The sequence below is a fragment of the Paenibacillus sp. PDC88 genome (genome assembly GCF_900106725.1).
Taxonomy (GTDB): Bacteria; Bacillota; Bacilli; order Paenibacillales; family Paenibacillaceae; genus Paenibacillus; species Paenibacillus shunpengii.
The window spans coordinates 1,008,123-1,032,622 of sequence record NZ_FNNT01000001.1; the positions used below are offsets into that span (position 1 = coordinate 1,008,123).

General features: G+C 45.3%; 24 protein-coding genes and 2 tRNA genes. 4 read left to right on the forward strand and 22 right to left on the reverse strand.

Going from position 1 to position 24,500, the window contains the following annotated elements; translation table 11 throughout:
- Window position 1 precedes the first annotated feature (1 nt).
- The 10 genes from BLW49_RS04750 to BLW49_RS04795 form a co-directional block, all read right to left on the reverse strand.
- Complete coding sequence (locus BLW49_RS04750) at window positions 2–1,387, reverse strand: AAA family ATPase (protein WP_090723418.1); 1,386 nt, start codon at window positions 1,385–1,387, stop codon at window positions 2–4.
- A gap of 13 nt (window positions 1,388–1,400) precedes the next feature.
- Window positions 1,401–3,365 (reverse strand): DNA polymerase, encoded by a 1,965-nt coding sequence (locus tag BLW49_RS04755; protein ID WP_090723419.1) that lies wholly within the window; start codon window positions 3,363–3,365, stop codon window positions 1,401–1,403.
- A gap of 69 nt (window positions 3,366–3,434) precedes the next feature.
- Window positions 3,435–4,262: a DUF2815 family protein gene (locus tag BLW49_RS04760; protein ID WP_090723421.1), complete on the reverse strand. Its 828-nt coding sequence runs from the start codon at window positions 4,260–4,262 to the stop codon at window positions 3,435–3,437.
- A gap of 31 nt (window positions 4,263–4,293) precedes the next feature.
- A complete protein-coding gene (locus BLW49_RS04765; RefSeq protein ID WP_090723422.1) occupies window positions 4,294–5,484 on the reverse strand; it encodes a DUF2800 domain-containing protein in 1,191 nt (396 codons plus the stop codon).
- Entirely contained in the window at window positions 5,484–6,005 is a 522-nt protein-coding gene (locus tag BLW49_RS04770) for a hypothetical protein (protein WP_090723424.1), read from the reverse strand. Before BLW49_RS04770 ends, BLW49_RS04765 begins: the two co-directional genes overlap by 1 nt.
- Before the next feature lie 20 nt (window positions 6,006–6,025).
- Window positions 6,026–6,277 (reverse strand): AbrB/MazE/SpoVT family DNA-binding domain-containing protein, encoded by a 252-nt coding sequence (locus tag BLW49_RS04775; RefSeq protein WP_090723426.1) that lies wholly within the window; start codon window positions 6,275–6,277, stop codon window positions 6,026–6,028.
- A gap of 47 nt (window positions 6,278–6,324) precedes the next feature.
- Window positions 6,325–6,513 carry a hypothetical protein gene (locus BLW49_RS04780; RefSeq protein WP_090723427.1) on the reverse strand — a complete coding sequence of 63 codons (189 nt, stop codon included), beginning with the start codon at window positions 6,511–6,513 and terminating at the stop codon, window positions 6,325–6,327.
- 5 nt (window positions 6,514–6,518) lie between these two features.
- Window positions 6,519–7,007: a hypothetical protein gene (locus BLW49_RS04785; protein WP_090723429.1), complete on the reverse strand. Its 489-nt coding sequence runs from the start codon at window positions 7,005–7,007 to the stop codon at window positions 6,519–6,521.
- Complete coding sequence (locus BLW49_RS04790; RefSeq protein WP_090723431.1) at window positions 7,004–7,294, reverse strand: helix-turn-helix domain-containing protein; 291 nt, start codon at window positions 7,292–7,294, stop codon at window positions 7,004–7,006. Before BLW49_RS04790 ends, BLW49_RS04785 begins: the two co-directional genes overlap by 4 nt.
- A complete protein-coding gene (locus BLW49_RS04795) occupies window positions 7,278–7,502 on the reverse strand; it encodes a helix-turn-helix domain-containing protein (RefSeq protein ID WP_090723432.1) in 225 nt (74 codons plus the stop codon). Before BLW49_RS04795 ends, BLW49_RS04790 begins: the two co-directional genes overlap by 17 nt.
- A gap of 190 nt (window positions 7,503–7,692) precedes the next feature.
- Here BLW49_RS04795 and BLW49_RS04800 point away from each other — a divergent pair, with 190 nt between their 5' ends.
- The 3 genes from BLW49_RS04800 (at window position 7,693) to BLW49_RS04810 (ending at window position 9,858) form a co-directional block, all read left to right on the forward strand.
- Window positions 7,693–8,103 carry a helix-turn-helix domain-containing protein gene (locus tag BLW49_RS04800; RefSeq protein WP_256209573.1) on the forward strand — a complete coding sequence of 137 codons (411 nt, stop codon included), beginning with the start codon at window positions 7,693–7,695 and terminating at the stop codon, window positions 8,101–8,103.
- A gap of 3 nt (window positions 8,104–8,106) precedes the next feature.
- Window positions 8,107–8,514 (forward strand): ImmA/IrrE family metallo-endopeptidase, encoded by a 408-nt coding sequence (locus tag BLW49_RS04805; protein WP_090723434.1) that lies wholly within the window; start codon window positions 8,107–8,109, stop codon window positions 8,512–8,514.
- Window positions 8,515–8,649: 135 nt separating this feature from the next.
- On the forward strand, window positions 8,650–9,858 hold the full coding sequence (locus BLW49_RS04810) for a tyrosine-type recombinase/integrase (RefSeq protein WP_090723842.1): 1,209 nt from the start codon (window positions 8,650–8,652) through the stop codon (window positions 9,856–9,858).
- 79 nt (window positions 9,859–9,937) lie between these two features.
- On the opposite strand, the gene BLW49_RS04815 is transcribed toward BLW49_RS04810, so the two are convergent.
- The 12 genes from BLW49_RS04815 to leuB all read right to left on the reverse strand — a co-directional run bounded on the left by BLW49_RS04815 (window position 9,938) and on the right by leuB (window position 23,272).
- Window positions 9,938–10,008, reverse strand: a tRNA-Gly gene (locus BLW49_RS04815).
- 10 nt (window positions 10,009–10,018) lie between these two features.
- A tRNA-Pro gene (locus BLW49_RS04820) sits at window positions 10,019–10,092 on the reverse strand.
- 262 nt (window positions 10,093–10,354) lie between these two features.
- Window positions 10,355–12,487: a putative bifunctional diguanylate cyclase/phosphodiesterase gene (locus BLW49_RS04825; RefSeq protein WP_076311702.1), complete on the reverse strand. Its 2,133-nt coding sequence runs from the start codon at window positions 12,485–12,487 to the stop codon at window positions 10,355–10,357.
- A 325-nt stretch (window positions 12,488–12,812) separates the two neighbouring features.
- Complete coding sequence (locus BLW49_RS04830; protein ID WP_256209574.1) at window positions 12,813–13,775, reverse strand: aldolase catalytic domain-containing protein; 963 nt, start codon at window positions 13,773–13,775, stop codon at window positions 12,813–12,815.
- Between the two features lie 95 nt (window positions 13,776–13,870).
- Complete coding sequence (locus BLW49_RS04835) at window positions 13,871–15,178, reverse strand: hypothetical protein (protein WP_090723435.1); 1,308 nt, start codon at window positions 15,176–15,178, stop codon at window positions 13,871–13,873.
- Window positions 15,175–16,284, reverse strand: a complete 1,110-nt coding sequence (locus tag BLW49_RS04840; RefSeq protein WP_076311704.1) for a DUF58 domain-containing protein — start codon at window positions 16,282–16,284, stop codon at window positions 15,175–15,177. Before BLW49_RS04840 ends, BLW49_RS04835 begins: the two co-directional genes overlap by 4 nt.
- 3 nt (window positions 16,285–16,287) lie before the next feature.
- Window positions 16,288–17,259: an AAA family ATPase gene (locus BLW49_RS04845; RefSeq protein ID WP_090723437.1), complete on the reverse strand. Its 972-nt coding sequence runs from the start codon at window positions 17,257–17,259 to the stop codon at window positions 16,288–16,290.
- A 127-nt stretch (window positions 17,260–17,386) separates the two neighbouring features.
- Window positions 17,387–18,907 carry a leucyl aminopeptidase gene (locus BLW49_RS04850; RefSeq protein WP_256209575.1) on the reverse strand — a complete coding sequence of 507 codons (1,521 nt, stop codon included), beginning with the start codon at window positions 18,905–18,907 and terminating at the stop codon, window positions 17,387–17,389.
- A 160-nt stretch (window positions 18,908–19,067) separates the two neighbouring features.
- Window positions 19,068–20,171 (reverse strand): ATP-binding protein, encoded by a 1,104-nt coding sequence (locus BLW49_RS04855; protein ID WP_076311706.1) that lies wholly within the window; start codon window positions 20,169–20,171, stop codon window positions 19,068–19,070.
- A gap of 475 nt (window positions 20,172–20,646) precedes the next feature.
- Window positions 20,647–21,063 carry a hypothetical protein gene (locus tag BLW49_RS04860; RefSeq protein ID WP_047910026.1) on the reverse strand — a complete coding sequence of 139 codons (417 nt, stop codon included), beginning with the start codon at window positions 21,061–21,063 and terminating at the stop codon, window positions 20,647–20,649.
- Window positions 21,064–21,361: 298 nt separating this feature from the next.
- Window positions 21,362–21,901 (reverse strand): peroxiredoxin, encoded by a 540-nt coding sequence (locus tag BLW49_RS04865; protein WP_076311707.1) that lies wholly within the window; start codon window positions 21,899–21,901, stop codon window positions 21,362–21,364.
- A gap of 291 nt (window positions 21,902–22,192) precedes the next feature.
- Window positions 22,193–23,272 (reverse strand): 3-isopropylmalate dehydrogenase, encoded by a 1,080-nt coding sequence (gene leuB, locus BLW49_RS04870; protein WP_090723846.1) that lies wholly within the window; start codon window positions 23,270–23,272, stop codon window positions 22,193–22,195.
- Between the two features lie 197 nt (window positions 23,273–23,469).
- Here leuB and BLW49_RS04875 point away from each other — a divergent pair, with 197 nt between their 5' ends.
- Entirely contained in the window at window positions 23,470–24,450 is a 981-nt protein-coding gene (locus BLW49_RS04875; RefSeq protein WP_076311709.1) for an aldo/keto reductase, read from the forward strand.
- Window positions 24,451–24,500: the final 50 nt, after the last annotated feature.

A 24,500-nucleotide genomic window follows, 5' to 3' on the forward strand; every position in this document is an offset into this window, starting at 1 on the left:
CTCATACAATTCCTTGACCTTTCTGAGCAATCCCTTTTAAATCCAGTTCAAATATCCGTGCCGATGCGTCCTTAACCAGTTTCTGCAAAACTTCTAACTCCGCGTTCTGAAGTCCACCAACGGAGTGAACCAGATCAGCCGCTATCAGTGTAGCCAGATCCTTTCTTGTAGGACTTTGCATCTGCGAGACTCGCATCGATTGTTTTCGAATAGAACGTTCAACGTGGTTACGTACTGTTCGGGCATTCCCGAAATTCGGCTTAATCTTCTCGATCCACATCACACTGGCTAGCGCGTCCAGGTAGCCGTTATCAGGCTGATACTCTTGATCGATGCACATCTGATAAGCAATCTGCACAAGCTCTGGCACCGCATAATCCGGAAAATGAATCGTGGTTGGGAAGCGCGAAGCCAGTCCCGGGTTAGAATTCACAAACTCTTTCATGTCTTCCGGATACCCTGCTGCGATTACAACCACTTCGTCCCGCATATCTTCGATGCATTGAACCATGGCCGCGATCACTTTCTCCTCTGTACGATGTGATGAACCGCTGGAGCAAAATGAGTAAGCTTCGTCTATAAAGAGCACACCTCCGCGCGCGGATTCAAATTTAGAAACGATGTTCTTTTCTGACTCTCCTACGATACCTGCAGCAATTGTAGAATGATGAATCTCAACAAAAGGAACTTTAGTACCTCTACGCTTTAGCAATCCAATCTCAGCAAACGCCTCTCCGATCAATCGAGCTGCTGTCGTTTTACCTGTCCCAGGATTCCCCGTGAAAATCATATGATTGGATTGGATCTGTGTTTTAAGCTTATTTTTCTTTCGCAGAGCTGCGATCCGAGAGAAATGGACCATTTGATCGACTTGCTCTTTGATAGCGTGCATACCCGGTAAGCTCGTTAATTTATTCAGTGCTTCTCGGGCTTTTTCGTTTATCTCGTAATCCACACTTGCCCCTCCTTGATCGTCAGGGCTAACAAGTTTTGCGCTTTCCCAAAACCCTTTAGTCCCACGTCCTTCTAATTCACATTGCGCCATCAAAAGTTGATAATGCACCTCGCCATGCTTGTCTTTAATCTTCCGTCGATCCTCAACTACATCTATCAGCAGATTCCATAAGGCTGTCTCAGGGTAATACCAGCGATCCCAACCTTCAGACGTCTTGTGCCGGTTGATTTGCTTTCGTCCAATATCCACGTTATAGCGGTATTTGTATTTCTTTTTGCCCTTGTGGTCTCCGATCCGGATGCTGTTACAAACGCCATAGTCAAGCTTGAGATAAATGCTACTCGTCGTCTTGCTGTCATACCGCTGTATAGTAAACCCTTCGCGCTGCAGTAGCATGACCAGGTCGGCTGCTACTCGTGCGGTCGCCTTCAAAGTAGGCACCCCCTTAATCCTTCATATAAAATTCAGTGGAGAATCCAGCTGCCTTCAAGGGCAGTCCAGGAGCCCACGGTACTGGTTCAGACATCAAGAACAAAATGTTATCCAGATCCTCGTCTCGATCGGATTCAACTCCAATTTCGTCGTGCACATGTAATACAGTGTCATAACCTGCCTGCTCGACTCTCAGCAATGAGACGGCCAAACAATCCCGCGCGATAGCCTGGACAATGTTCTCCACCAGCTTTCCGCCATACGTGCTGATCAGTGTCCATTTACCTGTCTTTTGGTCTGGACCCATATAGTGAAGTGCCTGCTTACCAAAATCATTCTTAGCCAAGCGTGGCTCTACATAGTACAGCTTTCGACCGCTCGGTAACTGAACGGTAAAGAAATCCAATCCATTTCCGTGATGACTTTCCCGGGCAAAAATAACTCCTCGAACACCTACCGGCTGACCTGTCTCCATGACTTCAATCGCAGCGCGTTCAAAACTGAACCAGAGGTCAACAATTCGCCTGTTTGCGTTCCGCCACCGAGTCACGATCTCCGGAAGCTCTTCTTCAGAAAGTCCCATGTCCAGAGCGCCCATAGCAATCAGCGCTCCAGCTGCTCCCTGATAACCTAATGCCAGCTCGGACACCTTGCCCCTTTGTCGAAGATCCTTGTCTACTTCCTCCAGAGGAACACCGAACATGGCCGAAGCGGAGGCTTCGTATATCTTGCCGTGTGTAGCAAACACATCCAGCCGCCACTGCTCACCTGCTAGCCACGCAATGACCCTGGCCTCGATAGCTGAGAAGTCCGCAATGTGAAGCTTCTTCCCTTCAGGCGATACGAAGGCTGTCCGGATCAGCTGCGCTAGAGTATCGGGGACGTTGCCAAAAACGAACTTAAGCATGTCCACTCGCTTCCGTCGGACCAGATCCCTTGCATACTGCAGTAAATCCAACTCCATTTTGTTTTTTGTAAGGTTATGAACTTGTACAAGCCTGCCTGCCCATCTCCCGGTCCGATTAGCTCCGTAAAACTGCAAGAGCCCTCGTACTCGGCCATCTACGCAAGCAACTGTCTCCATGGCTTGATATTTCTTAACGCTTGTTTTAGATAACTCTTTACGGATCTGTAGAACACGCTTTGCGCGTCCTTCTTCTACATTCTTAATTAATCCGGATACCGTATCTTTCTTTAGATCCTCAATTTCTTCCCCGATCTCCTCGGACAGCCATTTCTTGAGCTGTTGAACAGATTTCGGATTATCCAGCCCACTAAGCTGAATCGCTTCTGAGGTTAGCTCCTTGGTTATCTCATCGTTCACAGTCAAAGCCCCATCAACCAGCTGCAGATCACATGCGATACCCCGAACGTTGATTCGCTGATCGAGCTGCCACAGATGCCACTCTTGATCGGGTACAGGGAACACTGATAACCGGCGAAGAATCTCCATTTCAGCTACAACATCCCCTACACAGTACTCCTTGAAGAGCTCCCATTTCTCCGGCTCATGATGCGGAAGTGTCCTGGTTCGATAGCCATTTGCTTTTGCCGGCTTTTTAACTGGTATACAAAAGGTTCGAATCAGTGATCCACCAACACCCATCTTCTTTTTATCTTGCGGAAGACCGAGCGCCTCACCAACTTTTCCAAGTCCTGCAGGATACCCACAGTAAAGACCATGAATCTGTGTGCAACGCCACTGCTCAAGCGGTGTATGCCAGAATTTGCTCAAGCTGTACCACTCAAATGCGGCATTATAGGCATGCTTGATAACGCGCGGATCGCTCAGCGCGGTGATGACGTTTTCTGGTATTTGTTCTCCTTGTGCCAGGTCAACGATTGCAACCGGACCTCCGTTCCAGGAATAAGCGAATAAGAGGATTTGAAAATCAGGACTCTGAACGTATTTATACAGCCCCGCTTTCTTGATTTCGACGCTGGAAAATGTCTCTATATCAATGGATAAATGATGCATAGGTCCTCCTTACGGTTAAAGTTAAGGGGCTCCGAAGAACCCCCTCTTAAAACCTTCACACCGTATGGATTAGATCCCCCATACGCCTCCACCAAGTGGCTTACCGGTGATCGGATCAATGTTCTGTTGAGGCGGTTGTTGTTGTTGTTGTCCGAATCCTTGCTGAGGCTGTTGACCATACTGCGGTTGTTGACCATATTGCGGCTGTTGTGGAGCTTGTCCGTACCCTTGATTTGCTGGCGGCTGCTGTCCGTATTGCGGTTGCTGAGGTGCTTGGCCATAACCTGGCTGTTGACCATACTGCTGTGGCGGTATTTGATCCCAACCTTGCGGAGCTGGTGCAGATGCAAAACCTACGCCCCCACCATTACCGCCGAAAGCCTGTTCAGCTGAAATACGTCCACCTAGGGCCTCACCATCACGCAAAATCTGTACAGGTCCTAGTCCAGCGCCAATTCCTTTATTACCACTATTGCTGTAGGCGAAGAAATTAATGTTTACCCGACCATAGACGCCCGAATACACTTTGGTTTGATCGATGATCGGGCTCATGTCAGGTGCCACTACAGCCTGTTGCTGCTTACTGCTTGCAGTCAGCACCCAATGCCCCTTACATTCCGGGCCAAACGCCTCACCGTTCGGACGAACGCCATCGCCATCGTGAATCGGAGTTCTCGGTTGCGCCGGACGAGCTCCCGCCCATACTCCTGCTACACCTTTTTGCGTCGCCGCTTCAATGGCGGCATTGATGCGCTGCATAGTGGCCATATCGGATTTTGGAATAAGAATGGTTGTGCTGTATTTCGGTTCCTGTCCTGGTTGATTGGCACGTGGCGTGAACAAGTTTACAAAGCTCAGTCTTACTTCACCTGTAGTTACTGCTGTTTCTGTTGTCATATGGATTTATCCCCTTATCATTAATTAGTTTTTATGATTGCTCCGGAGGTGTACCAAACACATCTTCCGGTTTAACTTGATCTGTGATTGCTGGACGCTTATCTCCATCCGGAACCAGTGTCGGCGCGCCTGATCGGCTGGTGACATGTCCGGATTCTTCTAACAGCTCACGATATTCTTTCTTACCAAGCGTCTTCTCCAGTTGTGGTGGAGTCAGTGGGCGCCGCTCGTAAAGTACAGCTTCTGCAATACCTTTCTCCTGCAGATGTTTAAAAGCTGCATCAAGATCGGTATATTCACGACTGCCTCTCCCTTCTACGGCTTTCCACCCAGGAACACTCCCACCTTTCAAAGCTTCAGCCAAGGCTAGCTTTTTCAAATCGGAATACCAGCTTACAATACCCTCAGCCTTCCGCAGCACTTCAGCAGCCTCTTCCCAGCTGAGTAGTGGCGGCTTCATAGGCGCCTTAGTCCCTGCTTCCATGATCTGCTCAACTCGGGCTCGACAAGTCCCCTTTGCCCGACAGAACCCGCAATGAGATCCTGGGGCATACTCACCCTGGCCATTGAAAGCCTGTTGTGCAATCGGTTTAATAGATTCACCCCAAGCAAGTAGGTCGATAACTGGAAGCGCCCATTCAGAAGGTTGCTCCCACACCTTTGGCTGTACGATAGACACGTGAACCTCCTCAATCGGGAACAGCAAGCTGAACGCTTTATAGGCTCCAAGAGCGTAAAGCTTCATTTGTGGATTATCCTCTGCCGGCACAGGCACACCCTGGCCATTCTTATAATCGATGACATACAGCTTCCCACTGCCGATAATTATACAGTCGGAGGTTCCGAAACTCTCAGGAACAAAATCAGTCAGGTCCACCTTCCGCTCAATGGCCACAAATGGTGGAGACGGGAAAGCATGGACGATAGACTGGATAAATTCCAGATAAGCGTCTGTATGATCGTCCATGATCGGCTCATACAGTTCATGAGCCTTAAACTTCTTCAGCGATGCGTTGAATTTACGAGTAGGTAATCCAGAGAAAACTTTCTGCAGCTTAAGCTCTGCAATTTCATGAGCGAGTGTGCCACGCTTAGCTGCTTCGCTCTCCGTGTCAGGAAGTGTTTCCTCCAGGCGAGCACTTGGCGTACAGTGCAGCCAGCGGTGAGCCCCACTAGCAGAGAGTAGGGCATGGGCCCGCTCTGCATGTGCGATTTCAGCCATTAGATCCGCCCTCCGAGGCTCCGCAAGAACGTTGCAAACTCCCCGTAGAATTTAGGATCTAGCTGAGTAAGAGCCCCTGCGCCGTGCTGCTGAAGCCACCCGATCAGATCAGAGCCGCGACCTGCATCCATTACCGGCTGAGCCGCCACACCCAGCTGATCCAGAGTATACGTCGGTGCCGAAGTCGGTACCGCTGCTGTTGGTGCTTGCTGTCCTTGTTGTGGCTGTTGTCCGTATTGCGTCGGGTCCGGTTGTTGAGTCGGAACTTGGCCATATTGTGGTTGCTGACCGTAATGCTGTCCGTAATTAGGTTGTTGCGATGCAGGCGGCTCTGGGGCTTGAGTGTTTGCCTGCGGAGAATAAGAGGCTCCTTGTGCCTGAACGGTGGATACGGTTGTTTCTGCAGGGACGCTACCGTTTGGCATTCCGCCAAGAGTTCCCGCCAGATCATGAACAAGATGTTTAATATCTGCAGCATTCGCCGCCTGAAGTGTAATTTGAATCGGAACAAGATTTTGCATATGAATCCTCCTAATAAGGTTTAGTTTTTAGTAAGTTCTGCTGCATTTTTAATACAGTGAGTACAGATATGTTTACCGTGAAATAATTGCAGACTTTCAGTATTACCGCAGAGAATGCAGCCCGGTTGATACTTGCGAAGAATGATCTTGTCACCATCCACGAAGAACTCCAGTGGATCTCCTTCTTCAATAAAATGAGTTCTACGAAGCTCTTTCGGAATAACAACACGACCAAGATTATCAATATGGCGCACAATTCCAGTAGCTTTCATTTGCAAATCCTTTCTGCCAGTGCTATGCTGGCTTTACATTGTAGGGTTCATAGTGCAGCTGTTTCGGGGTAGGAGCCGAGCAGCTGTATTTCTTTCTGTAGCAAATTACGATAAGTACGATATTGCTTGTCTGCATGAAGCGCGATCTTGATATGACCTGTTCGCCGCATTTGGCCTGCAAGGGCTAAGTAAAAAGCGCAGACGGCTTGGTAATGAATAGCTGTTTTTATTGGCAAGTTTCTCACCCCCTCTCCGAATCTTCAATGATCTTGAAGAACTCACTCGCATTCATTTCGGTTAACCCCTCCGGTGGATCTCCTTCAAAAGGATCCAAACTGCAATACACCTGATCATCCACACTGAACAGACGACTACGAATACGACCACCGCTGAAGCTCCGGAAGTAAAATGCTACGGGTGGCTTCCTGATTACCTTCAGATTTGCATCCTTCAAAGCTTTGAGCCAAGATTTCCCGATACGGGAGTTAACTTTAAATTTTCTCAGCCCACTCTCGATTGGAGCGCATAGGATTGATCCGTGTGAGCTGACATCTTTTTCAGTTGGTACGATGTACAGTGCTTCATCCGTCGGCCAATAAGTTGTGGATTCAATTGCGTGTGTGGCACTGAAGTCTTTAACCAGTTCGCGGATTGCCTTGGCGTTGTCACGGTAGGCGATGAAATCGCGGTGAAGGCTGCTCGCCTCAGTTACCTTGAAATATCCTGTCAATTGTTTTCCTCCTTTAACTTCTCTTTTGCTTCCAGCCATCTATCTAAGGATGTCTGGCGAAAGTGGATCAACGTTCTATTCCTAATAAATGGAATTTCGTTAAATTTGACCATTCTCCGTAAGGTTGAGTCTGATACTTTCAGGTACCTGCAGGCTTCAGCGAAGTCGAACACATTGGAATACAGTCTGCGTTCGAGTTCAGGCTGCAATTCTGATAGAATCTCTTGCCGAAGATCTTGCTTAATTTCATCGCGCAGTAATTCTATAAATTCACTCGTGGTCGGCATCAGCAGATTCCCCCCGCACTAACTCGTCCAAAGAAACTCCTAATGCATTCGACAATTTAACCAACGTTTCAGCATAAGGTCCTTGTTTTTTCTTACCAATGTTGTACAATGCAGATACTGCAACTCCGCTTTCTTTGGACAGTCTATAAATCGTCCAACCTCTTTGATTGATCAGTTTTTGAATGTTCACTTCAATTGTTTGTCCCATCGTGCTCACCTCCTGAATACATAATATAACCCCATAGTGTTATACTCAACCGCCGTTATAACCCCATAGAGTTACAAAATCCGACATTATCTCCTATTTACTTTGAATCGCTTGACTTATCTCTCTTTTCTGTTTTATTATAACTTTATAGAGTTATAACACATTAGAGATATAATAGGAGGCCTTTTAGGTGGATTTAGCAGATAAGATATCAGAATTGATGGATGAACAAGGAATCACTAAATACCGACTCTCTAAAGAAACTGGTGTCTCCTATACAGGTCTTACTAAGATTCTCTCTGGACAAACAAAGCACCCTCAAATAGATTCACTACAAGCAATTGCAAATTTCTTTAGTAAACCTCTCGATTACTTTACTAACGAAGATACTGAGGATGAACAACAGGCTCCAGAGTGGGCAACGGCCAAAGATAGGAGAGACTTCAAAAAATTACTTGAAGAGGATGAACCGATTATGTTTGACGGTTTACCCGTAAGCAACGATGACAAAGAAAAGCTCAAGCGAGTAATGGAAGCAATGTTCTGGGACGCAAAAGAGAAAAACAAAAAAACATACGGTCGTAAAAAGTCAGAGGATTGATTTATGGACCATATTATTGAAGGACTCATCAAGCGATACAAGACAAACTGTCCTTTTGAAATTGCAGAAAGACTGAATATTGAAGTCTGGTTCACTGATTTAGGGAGAAATACCCGAGGCATGTATTACCGAAAGCTCCGAAGACGCTACATAGCAATCCATAACGAGCTGAGCGAGCCTTGGATGAGGTTTGTGTGCGCTCATGAATTAGCTCATGATCGCCTTCATCCAGGTATCAGTAGGTTCTTCCTCGACGAACAATCATTTTTTAACGCAGGCAAATTCGAGCGACAAGCCAATCAGTTTGCGATAAAGTTACTGGTAGCAGACTCACATCCGCAACCTGGAGAAACCAAGGAGCAATACCTACTTAGATGTTCAGTACCACCTGAAGTACATAATTTTTTTTAAGTAACTTGCATTTACCGCTGCAAGGCGGTTTTTCATACCCAAAATAAGAACATATGTTCCTTGTAAGGAGGTGATTCCCATGTAAATGGAATTAGATTGGGCCCAGAAAATAAAGCTCAGGAGAGTGAGAATACAATGGCTTATACAGAACATTTGGGGGGCAATCGGTATAAATTAATTGCTAGAGACCCAAATCATATCAAACGAAAAAGAGTAACCAAAAACATCGAAGTACCTGCAGATATTATGAAGTCGACAAGAAAAACACAACAATGGATAACACTTGAACTAGCTAAATATGCGGAAGAGGTGGAAAACGGAAAGCTGGTTCGGACAGATAAATTATCCTTTCGAGACTTTGTCCCTCAATGGAAAAAAGGTTATGCAGATCAGTTCATGAGTCCGAACACTCGGCGCAACAATATGACATATATTGAAACATATCTGATGCCTGAGTTCGGAGACACCAGGATTGATAAGATCCAACCGTTACATTTGGTTACCTTTTTCGCAGAGCTAACGAAAAAAGATGGTACTCCAATGGCCACCAATACAAAGTTGAATATTTTCAAAGTAACTAAGAGCATCTTTGACGCAGCTCATGAATGGAAGGTTATACCTGACAACCCAATCACCGGAGTTAAGCGGCCCACTCAAAGCAAGGCTGAAAAGAAAAAACTACGAGGTCAGAAGCACTCATACACATGGGACGAAGTCCTTTCAATTATGAGAGCCATGCACCAACTCCCCGATGGATGGCGCTTATACTTCACTGGAGCGATTCTCGGGGGCTTCAGACGTGGTGAACTACTCGCCGTAGAGTGGACCGATTTAGACTTTGAGAACAATGCTATTTTCATTGAGAAACAGATTACTTTTGACGAAGAAGGCAATAAAACTGAAGCAGAGGTAAAAACAGAAGAATCAGAGGGATGGGTCCCTATGCCAAGGTGGTATATGGATGAGCTAAAGAAATTCCACACGCCATGGAAGAAGCAGCGGCTTATCTGTAAACAGTGGAAGGGCGGTAAAAAGAATTATATTTGGCACGGAGGTAAAGGAGTTATGTACTATCCGAGCACAGCAACATTGACATGGAGCCGCTTCTTAAAGAAACATAAGCTTCCACACGTTAAACTGCACGGCCTACGTCACACAGCAGGTATGCTGCTCAGAGAGAACGGCACTGATATTAAAACTATCCAAGAACGACTACGTCACACGAAGATCAACACAACTGCCGATATATACACCCATCAGTCTACAACAGTCAGTAGAGCAGCAGCTGATCAACTGGAGGCACTTAATCCGAAAATTGCCCCCCGGGTTGCCCCTTATGCATAAAGTAGACAGGGGTATGTCGAATTCGGACAAAAAGAAAAACCCTTGCGGGAACAAGGGTTTCAGGTCTTACAAATTACAAAGCGGGTGATGGGAATCGAACCCACGCTACCAGCTTGGAAGGCTGGAGTTCTACCATTGAACTACACCCGCATATATACAATCGGGATGACACGATTTGAACATGCGACCCCCTGGTCCCAAACCAGGTGCTCTACCAAGCTGAGCTACATCCCGTCATCGTTATGTATCATTTACTTAATTGGTGACAACTAATAATATATCACTCACAGTTAATTCATGCAATACTTTTTTTGCTGAGAGAAGCATTAGAAGCTTTCTAGATAGAATGAACTCACAGATTATGAGGAAGAAATCGTACAATTGTGAGGCTCACTAAACAACGATGATGCGAATCCATTTTTCAGCGCATCACAGCCAAAACTGGTTCTTTCTAAATATATTTATGTATGTCTTATGTTCATTCTATCTAGCCTTTCTAATTATAGACAACTACCTTTAAAAATCGGCTTTCAAAATCTTCAGACTTAAGCGGTTTGCTGAAAAAGTATCCCTGACCTTCATGACAATGCTGTTCCTGCAGAAATAGAAGCTGTTCTTCATTTTCTACACCTTCAGCAGTGACCTTAAGCTGTAAATGCTTGGCCATAGAGGTTATCGTAGATACGATGGCCTTGTTGCTGTGGTCCTCCATCAGCTCACGAACGAAGGACTGATCAATCTTCAATCGATCGATTGGAAGCTTCTTAAGATAATGTAACGAGCTGTAGCCAGTCCCAAAATCGTCAATGCTAATCTGTACACCTAACTTCTTGATCCGATCCAGAACATCAATTCCCTGATCAAAGTCCAGCATCGTGCTCTCTGTAATCTCCAGCTCAAGACATGTCGGATCAAGGCCCGTATCAAGCAGAACGCGCTGAATTCGATCTGTCAGATGCACATCCTGAAATTGCCGAATGGACAGATTCACAGAGATCGACAAGGGTTTGTACTGCTGCTGCCATTTTCGATTCTGAGAACATGCCTCCTTAAGCACCCATTCCCCAAGAGGAACAATAAGCCCGCTCTCCTCTGCGATGGGAATAAAATCTGCTGGTGAGATCGTCCCTTTGACCGGATGCTGCCAGCGCACGAGTGCCTCAACACCAACGACCTCATTCGTTCTTAGATCGATTTGCGGCTGGTATTCCAAATAGAATTCTCCACGCTTCAGGCCCTTTCTGATGTCATGCTCCATCTGCAGGCTTTTCTGTGCCTCCCGTTTCATCGAGACTGCATATCGGTTCAAATCCATTCCATGATCCTTCGCGAAATGAAGGGCTGTATTCGCATTACGAAGTAATTCCTCAGGTGAGCTTCCGTCAAACGGAAATAGGCTAATGCCAGCAGACGGGGTAAGGTACAGCTCACGATCTTTTAATAGTAAGGGCTCTTTGAAATGCTGAAGAATTTCACTTACCTGCCGGTTTAATAATTTTGTTTCAACAAATTCGCTTAAAACGACAGCATATCGGTCACTGTCCAGCGAGAACACCTCTATTTTGCCGCCTCTATATTGCTTTAGGCGTTCTCCTGTTGTTTTCAGCAGTTGATCTCCGAACTGATAACCAAGCGAGTCATTTATGATCTTAAATCGGTTGATGTTGATGACCAGAAGACCTACCGTCCGATTCTCTGAATATGCAGAATGCATACAATCACGTAAATGTAGGAGTAAGGACCTCCGATTCGGCAATCCTGTAACTTCATTATAATGAGCCATGTAGTTCAGCTGTTCTCGGGTGACGGTCTGCCGCTCCAGTGGAATCGTGACGTAAACGTTGAAATACACCTCTTGAAAAATGAAATAGCCCAGCAGCTGAAAGATCATGGACAGCGTAAAAGAGAGATCTGATACGTCTTGAATCTGCAGCATAAAGCCTTGACTGACAATACAAAATATCATACCAAGTATGAGGTTCTTATTCACATTCATTACTCGTTTTACCTTTGAAAATAACAGCCCCAACAGAGCCAGCATTAAAAAAGATAAAAGAGAAAAATGGATCGCATAATGAATTGGATTTACAATCTCGTTCAAGGGGTCATAAACGCTAAAGAAGTAATCAAGATTGTCGTTGTTTTGTAGAAGGAGAAGCAGGACTGCCATATATAGCAGGGCAGCACCTAATCCTATAGATTTGCGGATGGGACGCTCCGCCGATTTTGGAGAAGAAAACCCGAGATAAAGCATGCCCATTACACAGAGCAACCGAGTCAAAAATACTATAAGTATGACATCGGAGGTATCCACCAGCAACTCATTTCTGAAGGAAATTCCACTATAGTGTATAAATAATAGCAATTCCAAAAAACCTGCTGCAAAAAATACAGAAGCAATGTACTGTCCATTATGTGTTCGCTGCCCCTGTTCCAAAAGTCTCGCCTGGTTAGACGCCGAGAAGCAGATAATTAACGAACAAAGAGAGATGCCCATTCCCAATAAATTAATAAGTTCCTGACTAAGCAATGAAGATAAGGAAGGCATTATCCATGGGTTCAAAATACATAATATAAGACCAGCACCCGCAGTCCATAAGAACTTGGGATGTCTCAACTTAATGCTCATAGCATTTATTGATGCCTCCTAAATATTGTCCATAAAGTACGTTTATTTCATTGGTTATCATGTATTTTACAGTTAAGATGTGACATATTCCAACATTTTCTTCAATATCCACTGGACTATAATACCATTTAATCAGCAAACTTTGTACTATTTTTTTGACTTATCTATGCATAAACGCGCAATTTGTAGGTATTAAGTCTCTATAAAATAAAAACACCCTCTACCATTTAGTAGAGAGTGCCTAGTCAGGGAATAATGCGAGCAAAACGGCTAGTGCTCATCCCAGAATCGATTCATCGGTTATAAGAGGATTAATGCACAATCCTCACTTATCAAAGTTCACTTCAGGTGTGGTAAGTGTATCATAGAAATCGACGACCCGGTCTTTATTCTCCGAATTACGAAGTGCCATAGCCGAACGAGGATGCTCGTCGAGATGACCTGTTATCATATATGGCAGGATGTATCCCCACTCTTCTTTCTCACGTAGAGGTACAAGGAGCTGCTCCAGCGCATCAAGAACAGGACGGAGCTTATATTTAGTTCCTTTCAAATGAGCTATTAGCAGTTCTGTCGGACAATTACCGGCAGCGCGGCCCATTCCATACACGGAAGCATCCAGCAGTTCAACACCAAGCTCAGAAGCGATCAGCGTGTTGGAGAATGCGAGCTGCATGTTGTTGTGGGTGTGGACCCCAAGCCGTTTGTTGGGCAGATGAAGCTTGAACTTCTCAACAAGATATTTAATGTCACTGTGATCCAGGCTTCCATAGGAATCGACAATGTATACAACATCAACCACACTCTCATTGATCATTTCAAAAGCTTCAAGAAGCTCATTCTCCATCACATTGGATAGTGCCATAATATTAAGTGTCGTTTCGTAACCACGTTCATGGAAGATGCGAACTAGCTCTAGACCCTTGTCCACATCCTTGATATAGCAAGCAACACGGATCAGATCCAGCATACTTTCGCTGCGAGGAAGAATGTCATTTTCGTCTACTCTTCCGATGTCTACCAGTGCGGACAGCTTGGTGTTGCCTTTTTGAGGAATGACCTTTCTCAAGAAATCATCGTTCAGGAAGCGCCAAGGCCCTGCTTTGTCGGCACCCTTCAGCAGCTTAGGGGAATTTTTATATCCAACCTCCATATATTCAACGCCTGCTTCATTTAAGCTCTCATACAGCTTCTGTACAAATTCCACGCTGAAATCCCAATTGTTCACGAGGCCGCCGTCTCGAATCGTGCAGTCTACAATCTTGCTATGATTTGTCATCGTCTTCATGGCTAAGCTCCTTTATATGCCTACTTTATTTCTCTCATGATACTTGAACGTGGAATGAAAAGTAAAGAGAAGCTCGACCTAATCTGACATTAAGCTTACTTATGTGCCTGATCAAGCGGTTGAACCTCCTCGGGAGATACCTTTTCCTCCCCATATCTGACTTTATTATATAAAGTTATTAACTGGTGGATCAGCTCTCCTCTATACGGAACGTGCTTGTGTCGGACTTCTTCGTGTTCATTCAGCCATTGCTCCAGCTCATTAGGCGTGAGTGATGAAGGCAGTGGTCCTGCTTCCTTACCCACCTGCTCTACAACAGACTTATAATAATATCGGATTCTTTGTTCAGGTTCCTCAGGGACTCGTTGTTTACGGAACATGCGAAAAAAATCTTTCTTCGGTCTGTTCTCGATCGTCTCCGTTATATCGATATAAGCTATTTTTTCCGGGATTGGAGTCTCCTGTTTGGGTTTACTTCTGGATTGTAGATATCGGCTCACCTTCTTGAGCAATCTCCACAGGCCATAACCAATGAATAATAAGAAGGCAAGCACAGCGAGCATGACCAGCGCGTTCAGTACCCAATCCCATACGGGTGATGAATCACTCGAAGGTTCTGCTTCAGTGGGAGGGAATAGTAGTCCTTCTGAAGGAAGCTGAGGGATGGTCTCTGGTATTTCCTCAGAAGGCTCTCCATCAAACAATGAACGAAACCAGCTCGTAAATCCGTTCCACAGGTAATTAAACAACTCCGACAGATAATTAAATGTCCCAAGGATAATGACTATGACTAGGAAGAGAAGCATCCGTGGCCGATTCAGTTCGAAGAAGCTCTTCATTTGCGGTCTCTTGCCATCCATGTCTAAGGTGGCCCGTCTCATCTCACGAGAATGTCTTGTCCAGATATAGACTAGAAACCCGATGATACCGGCTGCATAAATACTCATTGCATGATCGTCCAGTCTAGGTACTCTCGTGGCAATCAGGCTTAATGCAAGCAATGAGATAAGTCCCGTATATTGCATACGATCCGCAGGAGCAAAATTCAATCTTCGTTTACCCAGGGTAAGCCCGCGATATGCCGTTCCGGCTCCTGCCACTGCTGCCAGAAGAACAGGGAGAATGGTTATATCCTGCTCTGTGTCTAATAGAAGCGTCCCGCCAACGGAGATCATTATTCCAGCAATCCATGATACACATCCAGCCATAAGCTTGTTATTAATTGCAGAACTCAGCCAGATCGCTGTAAAGAGGTCAAGCACAAGCAATATGAAAGTATACACGGGACTTATTTGCAGTGCAAAAACAGAGAGCAGTACCGTTAAAGGATAGATATAGACGAGCTCCATCAAGCTCAGCAAGTACACTCTTATAGGTACCGCTTGATCACGATCATTGCTCATCTCCCTGCCTCCTTGTACTCCGGATCTGAATCAAGGTATACAATGCTGACTTTATTTCCACCGAATCTGAGGCGATTCAGCTGCTCCTCCATGCCTGGAGATACGAACGGCGTAATTAATAAATAATCCTGCCGCTCTCCTGAATCAAGCTGCCTGTCAGCCTCATCCATAAGCACCTGTTCCATCGGTATCAAGCACTTTAATTGTACTTCAGCCATGGCTTGCATTATATATTCTGCGTGAAGAACTCCATAGTCGGCATCAATCCGCACGAGTGAATTTGATCCTAAAGCGTATGCATTATGCATGAATCCTGTTTTTAGTCCTCTGCTCACTGCATCATTCACCGCGGTTGCGGCATAGGATAGACCTCTCTCGGCCATCCCCGGCTTCGTTACAACACTCCACATGTCACTGGACTCCTGAATATTGAATATAATGAGCGTTTGCGGATCCGAACTGTAGCCTTGTTTATATACCTGTAATTGACCGGTTCTCGCGCTTGCTGACCAGTGGATCCGATTCATCGGGTCGCTCGCTCCATATTCCCTGACACCAAGAATAAGAAACGGATCCTCTACGATCCATCGGGATACCTCCAGCTCGCCTTGCCAAACCTCATAGCTCGTTGGCATTTCGTGATCAGCCAAGAGTGCAGGGAATACAGTGATCTGTACCGATACAGGCTGCTTCTTCGCATGGGAATAGACACCCAGGAGGTCACCGCCTGTCATCGTCACCGTTTCCAATTGATACACACCGCGATGCTGGCAAGTAAAGAAATGCTTCCGCGTAATTCGAGTATAGGGTTTAAGCGAGAACAAGCTTTGATGATTTTGATAAATATCTCCTCTGCTGATGCCGAGTTCAGCACCTGTATGAAATATAAAAGAAGCTGGCATCATTGCCTCTAAGCGAAGCCAGGGTACGGGAAGTCTTTTCTCATTCGAAATCTTCTCGACCATCTCAAGCTCATCCCCGGCATAACACTGTTTCTTCGCAAACTCACGCTGATACGAAATTCTCTTCAGTGCAGGTACCCCAAGCAGGATACCTTGAGCAAAAACTAGCAGAAGGCCGACGACAAGAAACCACAGAAGCTCCATCTGTTATTGCACACTGCTTTCTACACTTGTTCTGTCGCTCGGCACAGGAATTTGTGAAATGATATCACTAAGCAGCGCTTCAGCCTTTCCCTCCTGCTGCTTGGATCGATGTTTGAATACGAGCCGATGTGACAATACAGGCAGCGCCAAAGCCTTTATATCATCAGGCAGTATATATTCTCTGCCTTGTATGGCTGCCCGGGCCTGTGCCGCCTTAAGCAGTGCTTGTGTTCCTCGTGGGCTTACGCCCAGCGCAATATCCGGATGATGTCTTGTTGCGTCAGCGATAGAGATAATATAGCGCATCAGATCTTCCTGTACGCGAACGGCTGTATAAACCGATTGTGCAGCTACGATGTCACGCTGGGCTACAACCGAAGATACACCTGTTATGAAATCCCCGCTTACCGTACGTCGCAAAATTTCCACACTTTCCTCCTGAGTTGGATAACCCATGCTCATCTTGAGCATAAAGCGGTCCATTTGTGCCTCTGGTAATGGAAATGTACCTTGATTATCAACAGGATTTTGGGTGGCGATAACAATAAAAGGCCTTTTGAGCTCATGTGTGTGCCCATCTACACTAATTTGCCTCTCCTCCATACATTCCAGCAGGCTGGACTGTGTTCTCGGTGTCGCTCGGTTAATTTCATCGGCAAGAATCAAATTAGCGAACAGAGGACCTTCGCGAAATTCAAACTCTCCTTCCTTTTGATTATAGAAATGAATCCCCGTGAGGTCTGAGGGCAATAGATCAGGAGTAAACTGCACTCGTCTAAACGTACAATCTAACGAGGCTGCCATCGTTTTGGCCAGCAAAGTCTTCCCGGTACCTGGTACATCCTCAAGCAGAATATGACCTGAGGCGATCATGGCGATCAGCATTAAATCCACTGTATCATTTTTACCTACAATGACTTTTGCCATATTTGCTCTAAGCTTGGCCGCTACTTGTGCGATTTCTTGAAATTCCATAACGATGTCAAGACCTCCCCATATTCGTAAACGTTTTCATATAATAAAGTGATTTTACCATAACCCTATATCCCATGCATGTTTTTTCAAATGAAAAAGACCTTGTATATCACAAGGCCTGAATTACTTATGCATTTGTTACATATTCTGCAATGGTTCTCACCATAGCTCCAGTCGCTCCTTTGGGATGAATACCTCTCTCTTTCGATACATAAGCCGTTCCGGCAATATCCAGATGGATCCACGGCATTCCTTCTGCAAAAGTACCTATAAATAGACCTGCAGTAATAGAAGCACCGTATCTTCCTGTACTGTTCCGCAGATCGGCGACCTCGCTTCGCAGCATTTCTTCAAATTCAGGATAGGCGGGCAGCGGCCATACCTTCTCACCCGTTCGTTTAGAGGCTAGTATAAATTCATTCATAAAGGGATCGTCGTTAGATACAGCTCCTGTAGCGACGTCGCCAAGTGCTGATACAACTGCTCCAGTCAATGTAGCTACATCAATAATCCTTGTTGCTCCGAGCTCCTTCGCATAAGTTAATCCATCAGCGAGCACGAGCCTTCCTTCTGCATCCGTATTTAAGATCTCAACGGTTCTGCGGCTGAGTGTAGTGATAATATCTCCCGGTTTGAAAGCACTGCCTGAGGGCATATTTTCAGCGGAGGGAATGACAACAACCACATTCTGCTCAGGCCGCAGCAAGCATAGGGTATGCAGTGCACCCAGTACCACAGCCGCCCCGGCCATGTCACTTATCATCTCCTCCATCCCAACACGAGGCTTGAGTGATATTCCACCGGTGTCAAACGTAATGCCTTTTCCGACCAGCCCGATAATTTCTCCTTCCCAGGAGGTCTTCCCTTGATATTTCAGGACAATCATTCGAGGAGGATTCACACTCCCGGCTCCTACCGACAAGAGCCCACCCATGCCCTTCTTAACAATTTCGTTCTCATCCAGCACTTCGTATTCAAGTCCATGCTGCTCAGCGAGCCTTACGGCCGCATTGGCCAGATCATGAGGAACAAGCATATTGCCAGGCAGATTTGTTAAGTCTCTGGCTAGTATCGTTCCTTCTGCAAAAGCCCTCCCCCGCTCCATACCGATATGCCACTGCCGCTCATGTTCGTCCTGATACACTTTGTCCTGATGAAATATAAGCCGATCTGGGCCAGTATAGGCCACTTGTGTACGTTTGTATGTTTTGCGTCGATAGGTGCCTAGTATAAAACCTTCTGTAAGCGTATGAGCCACGACAGCAATATCTTGGGACAACGAATAAGTAAGCATAGAGGAAGGCAATGCAAAAACGACTTGATCTGCGCAGATCTTCACCGCTGTTTTTGCAGCGCGCACTGCAGCAAGGCGAAGCCCTTCAGGGGTAAAAGGATACTGTCCTGTTCCGACTAATATTAATGTTATTGCTGTATCTGACTGCATCACGGGTATGGTAAACAATTGATTTTCAGATCCTTGGAATAATCCTCGTTCCTTTACAGAAGCAATCGCTTCCTTCCATTCCGCAGGAAAATGTCCCGTAATCCACTCCGCCTCGCTTACCAAACAAATGACAGCTTGCGCTTCAATCGATTCGATCGGAATATCTGATTTCCATAACACTTCCATCTTCACATTCATCATCATATCCATCCTTCAGCTAGCTATTAAATACGATCAAATTCAAATATAGCCTTAATTTCATACTACTCCTTTCATATACCCGCCATGACAAATTAAAAAAGTTCAGAGAGCAAAAAAAAATCAGAAGCAGCTACGCTTCCGATCTATTGAAGTGATGCACAGATTATACGATAGGAAGAGAAATCTTGAATTCTGTTCCTTCTCCAGATTTACTGTCAACGGATATGGTGCCTCCATGATTCTTAATAATTCGATAGCTGACGGATAGTCCGAGCCCAGTGCCTGCTTCCTTGGTCGTAAAGAAAGGATCAAACAGCCTTACTAAAGTATTGTGATCCATTCCCTGTCCATTATCTCTTATGGAAATGACGACATTAGTGCCTTCTTGCTGTGTTTCAATCTGGATAAGCCCTGAATGATCCTCACCTACATTCTCGATGGCATCCATTGCATTCTTGACCATATTCAGCATGACCTGCTTAATTTGTTTTACGTCGATGGACACATATAGCGGATGATCAGCATTGTCCATCTCTATTTGACATCCTTTCATTAAACCTTCGCTTTCTGTAAGCAGCACCACTTCTTTGAGTAAAGATTGAACTGGAATCACGGTTTTTTGTGGGGCAGAAGGCTTGGATGAATTAAGGAATTCATAAATAATATCATTCGCTCGATCAATTTCTGTAAGTATAATTCTTGCATATTCATCCTTGCCTAACTGAATAAGGTGAGGTCTTAGCAATTGAATAAACCCTCGGATGGCGGTTAGCGGATTGCGAATTTCATGAGCGATGGAGGCTGAGATTTGTCCCAGCATGGCCAGCTTATCGTTCTGATACGCGGTTTGCTCGATTTGTTTGAAATCCGATACGTCCTTTACACTTAGCAAAAAGTTGCCGTCCATCTGATCACCGTACGTCATAGTGATGAGCCAATGCTTCCCATATTCGTCAAGCACCTCATGATAGCGCTTACGATGGAAAATGGTCTCCCTGAATATCCTCATAATCTTTTTCTTTTTGAACCGGCTAATGTATGGATGCCGTACGAGCTGAACTACATCACAGCCGAGCAGTTGATGGCGTGGCAGCTCTAGCAATCTGGCCATCTGCAGATTAATGAAAGTAAGAACCCCATCCCTATCAAATAACATGATTCCGCTATCCAAGTGTTCTAGAATATTCTCATAATTGCTGTTATCTAGATGCTGTAGTGGAAATACGTCGTTTGCAGAAATCAATGTGTTCTGAAACTCACTGATCATACTCAGGCTCCCCCTTTACACGTAAATGGAACTTGCCGATCGGACTACTAATCGTCACATAGATGATGACGAGGCTTCCCGCTATAGATCTAAACCAGCGTCGACCATACAGACACAGGGGTCTTTCGTGTCATACGACTACGTTACGCTTCAGATAAGGCACCATTAACATAAGAACTGGAATGAAGTATGAATCACTGCAGTATGGAGGTCTATGAGGTTTAACTTCGGGCGCTGATCGTTTGCTTCCTCGCTGTTAAGCTATGTTTAGCTGATCTACCGTCATGCAGAGTTTTTGGGGATGTCTATTTAATCATAGACAAGTTTACCAATTAGAGTCAACCGAAGATACTGTCGAATTGTTGGATATTAAGCAGATATAACCTTTTCTGTAGAAATTAAAATGGCATTTTATCCTACATCTAAAGCCTCCGTTAATAACGGAGGCTTCATCTTTATGCATAGGTATTTTCGGTTATCGGCCTGTCTGATTTGGCTTGATCTTGGATCGTCTCTTGCTCATGACAGCAAGTCTTCGTTTAAGCTCGCTCTCCCATTTATGATCTTCTATGCTCTTAGCAATGGATAGCAAATCCAAGGAAGTATCGATCTGACGCTGTATAATTTCTAGAGGATCTTCGTTCTCCCGGTTTACGCAATTTTCGTAAATCGTATCTTCATCTTCCATGACATAATCCTGAAAATCAATCTCAGATGCACCATCACCATGTGCATACTCAGCCAATATTTCATACTCATTCTCAACCTTATAGTGAACCTCTACCCGATTACATACCGGACAAAAGAGCAGGGGAACATTGTGGACCTGCGTTCGGTAATGCTTTAATGTTCCCTTTGTCCCGATCATACTTGCTCCACAACAAAAACTCATTTTGCTCACCCTCCTTGTAGACACAAAACCGGAAGCATTGTATACATTATGTTCAATAGCGTATTCTTTTACCCTATTCGTTATGACAATCCCAATTCCTCTTTCTTAATCGAATCTCCATAAAAAAAGGGCTATACTCGTTATAACACGAAAAAAACCGACTTAAAACGCCAATTAGTTAAGGATATTGAATATTCCTCGTGTAGACATAGCAATATAAGTCTATACGGTGAAAAAAGCCCTCTCAGCGGTAATTACCGCCTTGAGGGCTTACTTAACTTAGAAGCGATATAACGATTTACAGGTTGCTGTCGCCTGGCTTCCAGTTCATTGCGCACAATCCGCCGGATTGCAGAGCTTGAAGCACACGAAGTGTTTCTTCTACAGAACGACCCACATCGTTGTGGTTAACGACTTGATATTTCAACTCGCCTTCAGGGTCAATGATGAAGAGACCACGTAGTGCAACACCTTCTTCTTCAATCAATACGCCATAGTCACGAGCAACTTGCTTCGTAATGTCGGAAGCGAGCGGGAAGTTAATTTGACCCAAGCCGCCGCTGTCTTTTGGAGTGTTGATCCAAGCTTTGTGGCTATGGATCGAGTCTACACTCACACCAAGAATTTCTGTATCCAAAATTTTGAAATCATTATAAGCATCGCTGAGTGCTGTAATCTCAGTTGGGCATACAAATGTGAAGTCTAGCGGGTAGAAGAAAAATACCAGCCATTTACCACGATAGTCAGACAATTGAACCTTACCAAAATCTTTACCATCACCAGTTACGGTCTCCATTACAAAATCCGGAGCTGTTTTTCCAACCAAACGTTCTGCCATGATAAAAAGTCCTCCTTCTCCTATGTAACCAAAATCGTTTTCTCTTTAGATTGTGAAGAGTATGTGAAACTCTTAAAATTAATGAAGAGTTTATGAAACTCTCAAAAAAGAGCACATTTAAAATCCTATCACCGTCAAGTTTCAAAGTCAATATTATAAACCTTATTTGTTGATAATTATTATAATTAAGAAGAAAAGAAGCACAGTATGGCCGTTAACCTCTCCTACTGTACTCCTGACTTATCATTTTAAATTTAACTTCTCTTCATTCTACAAAGCTTCTATGCACTCTTATTTTACAATCGCCGCTACAATCAGATCTCCCATCTCGGAGGTGCTGATCGCAGTGCTCTTATCTACAGCAATATCACTTGTCCGATGTCCTGCATCCAGCACCTGGGCAACTGCTCTCTCAATCGCATCTGCTGCATCGCTGTATCCAAATGTCAAACGGAACATCAAGGCAACTGACAGAATCGTCGCAATCGGATTCGCTAATCCCTGACCTGCAATATCCGGAGCTGATCCGTGTACGGGTTCATATAGACCAAAGCTTCCTTCACCCATAGACGCCGATGCGAGCATTCCGATTGAGCCTGTAAGCATAGCCGCTTCGTCACTTAAAATATCACCAAACATATTTTCCGTAACAATGACATCAAAGCTTGATGGACGGCGCAGCAGCTGCATTGCACAGTTATCTACGAGCACATGCTCAACTTCAACATCTGGATATTCTGGAGCGACCCGGTTTACCACTTCACGCCATAAGCGGGAGGTTTCAAGCACATTTGCTTTATCGACCGATGCCAATTTTTTTCTACGTTTTTGTGCAATTTCAAAAGCTTGTCGAACAATCCGTTCTACTTCTGCTACATTATATACGCAGGTATCTACCGCTTCTTCGCCATGCTCTCCCTCTCTGCGGAACTTCTCTCCAAAGTAGATTCCGCCTGTCAGCTCTCGAACGACCATAAGATCTGTGCCTTCAAGCACTTCCGGCTTTAGTGTAGAAGCATCTTTGAGACAATCGAATACGACGGCAGGTCTCAGGTTGGAAAATAATCCGAGTGCTTTGCGGATCCCCAGCAATCCTGTTTCTGGACGAAGCTCCTTGGAATTGTTGTCCCATTTCGGACCTCCGACCGCTCCAAGCAGTACTGCATCCGCACTTTGACATACCTCCAGTGTTTCTTTCGGCAAAGGGGTTCCTGTCTCATCAATCGCAATTCCGCCAAATAAAGCGTGATTTGTTTCAAAAGTATATCCGAACACTTCTTCGGTTCGTTTCAACACTCTCTCCGCTTCTGCAACAACCTCTGGTCCAATGCCATCTCCAGCAATGACGGCGATTTTTTTGACTTCTGACATGACTGCACGCTCCATTCTAAATAATATCTGCTATATACCTTTGTAACATAATCACGGTACATTTGACCAAGATATAGAAGCTATCGCGTCTATAGGTATAGACTATAAGGCAGTACGAAGTTGAAAGAGATGGAAGAATCCGATTACAATAGACTTGTTTAGATGGTTCAATTTCCCTGATGAGAGGATGATAGTGGATGCAGTATACGTATTTAGGAAGATCAGGACTCAAGGTAAGCCGTCTGTGTCTGGGTACGATGAATTTTGGACCTGCAACGGATGAGAAGGAAGCCTTTCGCATTATGGATGCTGCCGTTGATGCAGGCCTCAATTTTTTCGACACAGCAAACATCTACGGATGGGGTGAAAATGCAGGACTGACAGAAACGATCATCGGTAAATGGTTTAAGCAAGGCGGCGGACGCAGAGAAAAAGTCGTACTTGCGACCAAAGTATACGGCTCCATGCATGACAGCAACGATGGACCCAATGATGAAGCAGGCTTGTCAGCCTACAAAATCCGCCGGCATCTCGAAGGCTCACTTCAACGACTTCAAACCGATCATATTGAGCTCTATCAAATGCACCATGTCGATCCTAATGTCTCCTGGGAAGAATTATGGGGAGCTTTTGAAGTTGGAATTCATCAGGGAAAAATCGGCTATGTCGGCTCAAGCAATTTTGCCGGATGGCAGATAGCGGTTGCTCAAATGGAAGCCAAGAATCGAAATTTCTTAGGGCTTGTGTCAGAACAGCACAAATACAGCCTGAATTGCCGGCTTCCTGAGCTCGAAGTGCTTCCTGCAGCACATAAGCTTGGACTTGGCATCATTCCTTGGAGTCCGCTTGATGGCGGTCTGCTCGGACGAAATGCACTCAAGAAGATCGAAGGAACTCGTAGTGGTGGAATTGCGGAGCGTGTCGAGCAGCATCGCACACAGTTGGAAGAGTTCGGTGCACTCTGCCGTGAGCTTGGAGAGCCGCAGGATAATGTCGCTTTGGCTTGGCTCCTTGCGAATCCTGCGGTTACCGCTCCAATTATTGGTCCTCGCACACTCGAACAATTCGAAAACACACTAGATGCACTGGAGATCAAGCTGGACGAGTCAGTCCTCAAGCGGCTGGATGAAATCTTCCCAGGTCCAGGCGGTCATGCGCCAAACGCTTACGCGTGGTAATGAAGCAGCAAAAAAAGCGGCCTAAGCTATTACAGCTTGGCCGCCTTTTG